Annotated in this window: 6 protein-coding genes and 1 pseudogene; all 7 read right to left on the bottom strand. The window is 64.7% G+C overall.

From position 1 onward, the window contains the following. Nucleotides 1-107 (bottom strand): annotated as a pseudogene (locus tag AC1D00_RS21090) (sugar-binding transcriptional regulator); the annotation flags it as partial. Between the two features lie 8 nt (nucleotides 108-115). Beyond that, nucleotides 116-778, bottom strand: coding sequence for an HAD family hydrolase (locus AC1D00_RS21085; RefSeq protein WP_404554486.1), 663 nt, complete (start codon nucleotides 776-778; stop codon nucleotides 116-118). Nucleotides 779-1094: 316 nt separating this feature from the next. Then, nucleotides 1095-2285 (bottom strand): multiple monosaccharide ABC transporter permease, encoded by a 1191-nt coding sequence (gene mmsB, locus AC1D00_RS21080; RefSeq protein WP_135172643.1) that lies wholly within the window; start codon nucleotides 2283-2285, stop codon nucleotides 1095-1097. Then, complete coding sequence (mmsA, locus tag AC1D00_RS21075) at nucleotides 2282-3859, bottom strand: multiple monosaccharide ABC transporter ATP-binding protein (protein WP_477011991.1); 1578 nt, start codon at nucleotides 3857-3859, stop codon at nucleotides 2282-2284. Before mmsA ends, mmsB begins: the two co-directional genes overlap by 4 nt. Before the next feature lie 193 nt (nucleotides 3860-4052). Next, on the bottom strand, nucleotides 4053-5126 hold the full coding sequence (chvE, locus tag AC1D00_RS21070; RefSeq protein WP_135172641.1) for a multiple monosaccharide ABC transporter substrate-binding protein: 1074 nt from the start codon (nucleotides 5124-5126) through the stop codon (nucleotides 4053-4055). A 70-nt stretch (nucleotides 5127-5196) separates the two neighbouring features. Then, nucleotides 5197-6075: an SMP-30/gluconolactonase/LRE family protein gene (locus AC1D00_RS21065; RefSeq protein ID WP_477011992.1), complete on the bottom strand. Its 879-nt coding sequence runs from the start codon at nucleotides 6073-6075 to the stop codon at nucleotides 5197-5199. Beyond that, a partial coding sequence (locus AC1D00_RS21060; RefSeq protein ID WP_477011990.1) for an aldose epimerase family protein occupies nucleotides 6075-6613 on the bottom strand: 539 nt, incomplete at its 5' end. The genes AC1D00_RS21060 and AC1D00_RS21065, both read right to left, overlap by 1 nt.

The following is a 6613-nucleotide window of genomic DNA, read 5'->3' as shown; positions in this document are numbered from 1 at the left end:
ACCTGGAGCATCTTCGCGATCTCGTCCTGGGTGTGGCCGGCGATGAAATAGAGCCAGCCGGCCCGCGCGGCGTCGTCGAGTCTCGATTTGTCGTTCTCGGCGGCCATGGCTGAAATCACGCCTCCCAGAAATCGCTCATGCGCGAGAAGACCCGATCGGCCCCGGCGGCGGACAATATAGCGCGGCCGTCGCGGGCGCGATAATGGCTGCCGCCGACAAATCCCCAGACGGTCATGCCGGCCGCCTTGCCCGCCTGCACGCCGCTGACGCTGTCCTCGATCACCAGCGCGCGCGGGGGCTCCGCGCCCATCTGCGCCGCCGCGTGGAGGAAGAGATCCGGCGCCGGCTTGCCGTGCCTGACCATCTGCGCAGTGTAGAGCCGCGCGCCGAAATGCGCCCGAAGACCGGTGACATCGAGCGAAAGCGAGACGCGGTCGATGTCGCTGGACGAGGCCACGCAGAACGGCGTGGTGAGTTTGGAGATCACCGCCCCGACCCCGGGGATCGGCTCGAGCGAGGCGGCAAACGTCTCCAGCACGCGCGACTTCAGGCGCGGCAGAAAGCCGTCCGGCACGACCTGCCCGAGATCACGGTAATGCTGCTCGATCGCCTTGGTGCTGCGTCCGAGAAACAGCTCGAGCGCCTGCTCTTCGCTGAGCGCGAAGCCGAATTCGGCCAGCACCTCGGACAGGCACCGGCAGCTCAATAGCTCGCTGTCGACGAGCACGCCGTCGCAATCGAAGATGATGAGATCGGGTTTCGGCCGACTTTGGTCCATCCGGCCATTCGATCATATACCCAACGAGTGAGCAATAGCTCACCCGAACGGGAAGTCACGCGGAACAAACGCCGAAGAAACGTCGATGCCGAGCCGGCGCGCTTCCTGTACGGATTTGCGGGTGTCTTCGACAAGACGCATTCAAGCGCGAGGCGTCGAGGGCTTCCGGCGGCGCCGCAGTCGCGACTGCCGTAGGGTGGGCAAAGCGGCCGCCGTAGCTCGAAGGTGGACGCGTGCCCACCACTTCTCGCGCGATCGTGGAAAGATGGTGGGCACRGCGCTTACGCGCCTTTGCCCACCCTACGACTACGCAGCGTCATCGCCGCTGGTTATACACGTCGATGCACACGGCCCCCAGCAGCACCAGGCCCTTGATGACCTGCTGATAGTCGATGCCGATGCCGAGGATGGACATGCCGTTGTTCATCACGCCCATGATCATGGCGCCGACCACGGCGCCGCCGACGCGTCCGACACCGCCATAGGCCGAGGCGCCGCCGATGAAGCAGGCGGCGATGACGTCGAGCTCGAAGCCCAAGCCCGCCTTCGGCGTCGCGGTGTTGAGACGCGCGGCGAAGACGAGGCCGGCGAGCGCGGCCAGCACGCCCATGTTGACGAAAGTGAAGAAGGTCAGCCGCTCCGTCTTGATGCCCGACAGGCTTGCAGCTTTCGCGTTGCCGCCGACTGCGTAGACCTGCCGGCCGATCACGGTGCGGCGGGTGACGAAGCCGTAGAGCGCGATCAGCGCGGTCATGATCACCAGCACGTTGGGCAGGCCGCGATGCGAGGCGATCAGATAGGTGAAATAGAGCACGGCGCAGGCCAGCAGGATGCTCTTGCCGAGGAAGAACGCGTAGGGCTCGACCTCGATGCCGTGTAACTGCTCGCGCGACCTTCCCTTGGCGCTGGCATAGACGAGGCCGAGCGCGAGCAAGGCACCGATCAGCATGGAGGTCGGATGCAGCGTGCCGGCCTCGGGCAGGATCTCCGGAATGAAGCCCGAGGACAGTTTCTGGAAGGTCGCCGGGAACGGCCCGAGCGACTGGCCCTGCAACACCGCAAGCGCAAGGCCCTTGAACACCAGCATGCCGGCCAGCGTCACGATGAAGGACGGAATCTTGAAATAGGCCACCCAATAGCCCTGCGCCGCACCGATCGCGGCGCCCAGCAGCAGGCAGGCAATGAAGGCCAGCGTGTAGTCGACCTTCCAGGTCACCATCAGCACGGCGGCCACCGCGCCGACGAAGCCCGCGACCGAACCGACCGAGAGGTCGATATGGCCGGTGACGATCACCAGCAGCATGCCGAGCGCCATGATGACGATGTAGCTGTTCTGAAGCACCAGGTTGGTCAAATTGAGCGGCTGGAGCAGCGTGCCGCCGGTCATGACCTGGAAGAACAGCATGATCGCGATCAGCGACATCAGCATGCCGTAATTGCGCAAATTGTTCTTGATGAAGCTGCCGTGCCGGCGCTCCTCGGGCAGCGAAACCGTCTTGTCGGTCATGGCTGCAATCCTCCCATCTCCGCGGCCTCAGGCACGCCGTTTCCGTTGCTTCTCTGGTTGCGCATGATGGCGCGCATGATCTTCTCCTGCGTCGCCTCGGCGCCCTTGAACTCTCCGACGAAGGCGCCGTCGTTCATGACGCAGATGCGGTCGCAGATGCCGAGCAGCTCGGGCATCTCCGAGGAGATCACCACGACGCCGCGGCCGGCTTCCGCCAGCTCGTTGATGATACAGTAAATCTCGTACTTGGCACCGACGTCGATGCCCCTTGTCGGCTCGTCCAGGATCAGCACCTTGGGGTCGGTCATCAGCCATTTCGACAGGACGACCTTCTGCTGGTTGCCGCCGGAGAGCTGGCCGGTCTCCTGGTAGACGTCGGAGCAGCGGATGCGCATGCGGTTGCGGTAGTCGCTGGCGACCTTCAGCTCGGCGATGTCGTCGATCACCCGGTTAGGCGCGACCTGGTCGAGGCTGGCGAGCGTGATGTTCTTGCGGACGTCGTCGGCGAGGATCAGGCCGAGCTGCTTGCGGTCCTCGGTGACATAGGCAAGGCCCGCGTCGATCGCGGCGGCGACGCTCGACAGCACGATTTCCCGGCCCTCGAGCCGGATCCGGCCGCTGATATTGGTGCCCCAGGAGCGGCCGAACAGGCTCATGGCGAATTCGGTGCGGCCGGCGCCCATCAGCCCGGCAATGCCGACGACCTCGCCGCGCTTCACGCCGAAATCGACGTTTTTGATCACCTGCCGCTCGGGATGGATGGGGTGATAGACCGACCAGTTCTCAACGTTGAGGACCGGCTCGCCGATCTTTGCGCTACGCTCCGGGAAACGGTGAGCCATATCGCGGTTGACCATGCTGCGGATGATGCGGTCTTCCTGGATCGGCTCGGCATGGCAGTCGATGCTGTCGACGGTCCGGCCGTCGCGCAGCACGGTGATGTGGTCGGCGACCTTGGCGACCTCGTTGAGCTTGTGCGAGATCAGGATCGAGCCGATGCCCTGCTCGCGGAACGCCATCAGGCGTTCGAGCAGCGCGGCACTGTCGGCCTCGTTCAGGCTCGCGGTCGGCTCGTCCAGGATCAGCATCCGCACCCGCTTGGACAGCGCCTTGGCGATCTCGACCAGCTGCTGCTTGCCGACGCCGAGATCGGTGATCAGCGTGTCCGGCGATTCCTTGAGGCCGACCTGCGCCAGCAGCTCGCGCGTGCGCCGGTACACCTCGTCGCGATCGATCACGCCGAGTTTTGACGGCGGATGTGACAGAAAGATGTTCTCCGCGATCGACATCAGCGGGATCAGCGCAAGTTCTTGATGAATGATGATGATGCCGAGCGCCTCGGAATCGTTGATGTCGCGGAAGTGGCGCTCCTCCCCCTCGAAGATGATGGTGCCCTCGTAGCTGCCGTGCGGATAGACGCCGCTCAGCACCTTCATCAGCGTGGACTTGCCGGCGCCGTTCTCGCCGACGAGCGCGTGGATCTGCCCGGCATGAACCGAGAAGTTGACGTCGCGCAACGCCTGGACGCCGGCAAAACTCTTGCTGACGTTGCGCATCTCCAGCATGGCGGTCATCGGATCATTCTCCCGGACTTCTCCACGTCGTCATCGCCGGGCTTGTCCCGGCCATCCACGTGCCACCGCTTGCGAGGAAGGACGTGGGTGCCCGGGACAAGCCCGGGCATGACGAGTACGTACGTGGACATACGTTTCATCCCCATAGAGAGCTCCCTCTCCCCGCAAGCGGGGAGAGGGAGAAGACGGAGTCCTACTGGAACTGCGCCTTCTTGTAGTAGCCGCTGTCCACCAAGACCTTCTCCCAATTGTCCTTGTAGACCACGACCGGCTTGAGCAGATAGGACGGCACGGTCTTGACGCCGTTCTCGTAGGTCTTGGTGTCGTTGACCGAGACCTGCTTGCCGGCGAGCGCCGCGTCGACCATGTCGGCGGTCACCTTGGCGAGGTCGCGGGTGTCCTTGAAGATGGTCGAATACTGATCGCCGCGCAGCATCGCCTTGATCGAGGGCACCTCGGCGTCCTGGCCCGAGATGACGGGCATCGGCTGGTCAGCACTGCCATAGCCCACGCCCTTCAGCGAGGAGATGATGCCGATCGACAGGCCGTCATAGGGCGACAGCACGGCGTTGACCTTCTTGTTGCCGTAGTAGGCGCTGAGCAGGTTGTCCATGCGGGCTTGCGCGGTGGCGCCGTCCCAGCGCAAGGTCGCGACCTTGTCCATCCCCATCTGGCCGGACACGACGACGAGCTTGCCGCTGTCGATGTACGGCTTCAGCACGCTCATCGCGCCATTATAGAAGAAGTAGGCGTTGTTGTCGTCCGGCGAGCCGCCGAACAGCTCGATGTTGAACGGACCCTTGCCGTCCTTGAGGCCGAGGCCCTGCACGAGCGACTCCGCCTGGAGCACGCCGACCTGGAAATTGTCGAAGGTCGCGTAGTAGTCGACGTTCGGCGTGCCGCGGATCAGGCGGTCATAGGCGATCACAGTGATGCCCTTGGCCTTGGCCTGCTTGAGCACGTCGGACAGCGTGGTGCCGTCGATCGCGGCGATCACCAGCGCCTTCGCACCCTTGGTCACCATGTTCTCGACCTGCGAGAGCTGGTTCGGAATGTCGTCCTCGGCGTATTGCAGGTCGGTGTTGTAGCCGCGCTCCTTCAGCACCTTGACCATGTTGTTGCCGTCGTCGATCCAGCGCGCCGACGATTTGGTCGGCATGGCGATGCCGACGGTCGCCTTGTCCTGCGCTGAGGCGGGAACGCCTGCGGCCATCGTCGCAGCGCCGGCCAGCGCCAGCGCGAGGATTGTCGTCTTCAGTTTCAGCATGCTTCACTCCCTTAGGTGTCAGACTGTTTCTTCGGTCGTAGCGAACGTCGGTCGAGTGCCTGGGGTCCTCCTATGCGAGCTTGACGTCGGGCTCCGCGCGACCATGCGCGGAGGCCTTCAGCAGAAAGGTGCAACCGGCTTGCGGATCGGCGGCGCGCGCCGCCGCATCCATATCCTGCCAGGCCGAGGTGACGAGGAGACGCGACAGGTCGGGGCCGACGAAGGCCGGGCAACTCGCCTGCTTGGCCGGCACGCTCAGTGAGCGCAGCCTCTCGCCCTGCGGGCTGTAGACGTCGATACGGCTCGCGCCCCAGCACGCATTCCAGATCTGCCCGTCGGCGTCGCRCACCGAGCCATCGAGACCGCCGATGCCGGTGTGGCGGAGCAGCACCTCCGGCTCGCCGCGCGGCAGGCCGGTGGCGGGATTGAGCGGCACCGCATAGAGCACCGCGCGCGCGGTGTCGGTGAAGTAGCCGGTCGCGCCATCCGGCGAGAAGCAGATCGAATTGGGAATGCTGATGCCGGGAAACAGCGTCGAGATCTGGCCGCGGTGAAGCGCGTAGATCGCGCCCGCCCCCCGCTCAGCCTTCTTGCCCATGGTCCCGATCCAGAACGTGCCGGACTGATGCACGCGGCAATCATTGGAACGCGTCGCTTGATTGTCCGCTTCGAGCGGACAGAACAGCGTCATCGCGCCGTCGGCGAGACTGCGGATGTAGAGGCCATCCTCCGCGACGACCAGCTGCCGCTCGGCATCGATGCGTCCGAGCGCGCTCGCCATCCGGCCGAGCCCGTGGACGCGGATCGCGCCACTGCCGAGATGCGCCTCGAACAGGCGTCCTTCGCGGATGTCGAACCACCAGGCGGTATCGGTGGTCAGATCATAGGTCGGCCCTTCGCCGAGATGACACTGCTCGGCGGAGAGAACGGTGGTCGGCACTTCTTCCATCATGACGTCCTCGCTGCAAAGCGATAGACGGTGTGATGCCGGTAGATTCCGCCGGGATCGAGACGCGGGCTCGGAAAATCCGGCCGGTTCGGCGCATCAGGCCAGATATGCGGCTCCAGGCACATGGCGTCCGATTGCCGGATCAGCTTGCCGCCCTTGCCCGAGATCGTGCCGTCGAGATAGTTGCCGGAATAGACCTGGATGCCGGGCTGATTGGTGAACAGCTCCATGATGCGTCCCGAAAGCGGGGCTTCCAGCCGCGCCGCGAGCGCGAGCTTGCCGTCGCGGCCGAGGCAGTAAGTGTGGTCATAGCCCCTGCCGCTCTGCAATTGCTGATCGTTTTCGCGGATGCGTTCGCCCACGGTATGCGGGCTGCGGAAGTCGAACGGCGTGCCGGCCACCGTGCGAGGCGGCTCCGGCAGCGGAATGGCGGTGGGATCGATCGCGAGGAAATGCTCGGCAGCGACCGTCAGCCTGTGGTCGAGGATAGGCGCGCCCGATGTCGCGCCCTCCAGATTGAAGAAACTGTGGTTGGTCA

It is taken from the genome of Bradyrhizobium sp. P2_E8 (assembly GCF_056403875.1).
The sequence above is the reverse complement of the archived record's forward strand: the minus strand, read 5'-3'. Positions and strand labels throughout refer to the sequence as shown.

Excerpts from the sequence above, each read along its gene's own strand:
- chvE (WP_135172641.1), bottom strand. The coding sequence starts at position 5,126 with ATGCTGAAACTGAAGACGACAATCCTCGCGCTGGCGCTGGCCGGCGCT.
- mmsB (WP_135172643.1), bottom strand. The coding sequence starts at position 2,285 with ATGACCGACAAGACGGTTTCGCTGCCCGAGGAGCGCCGGCACGGCAGC.
- AC1D00_RS21085 (WP_404554486.1), bottom strand. The coding sequence starts at position 778 with ATGGACCAAAGTCGGCCGAAACCCGATCTCATCATCTTCGATTGCGAC.
- mmsA (WP_477011991.1), bottom strand. The coding sequence starts at position 3,859 with ATGACCGCCATGCTGGAGATGCGCAACGTCAGCAAGAGTTTTGCCGGC.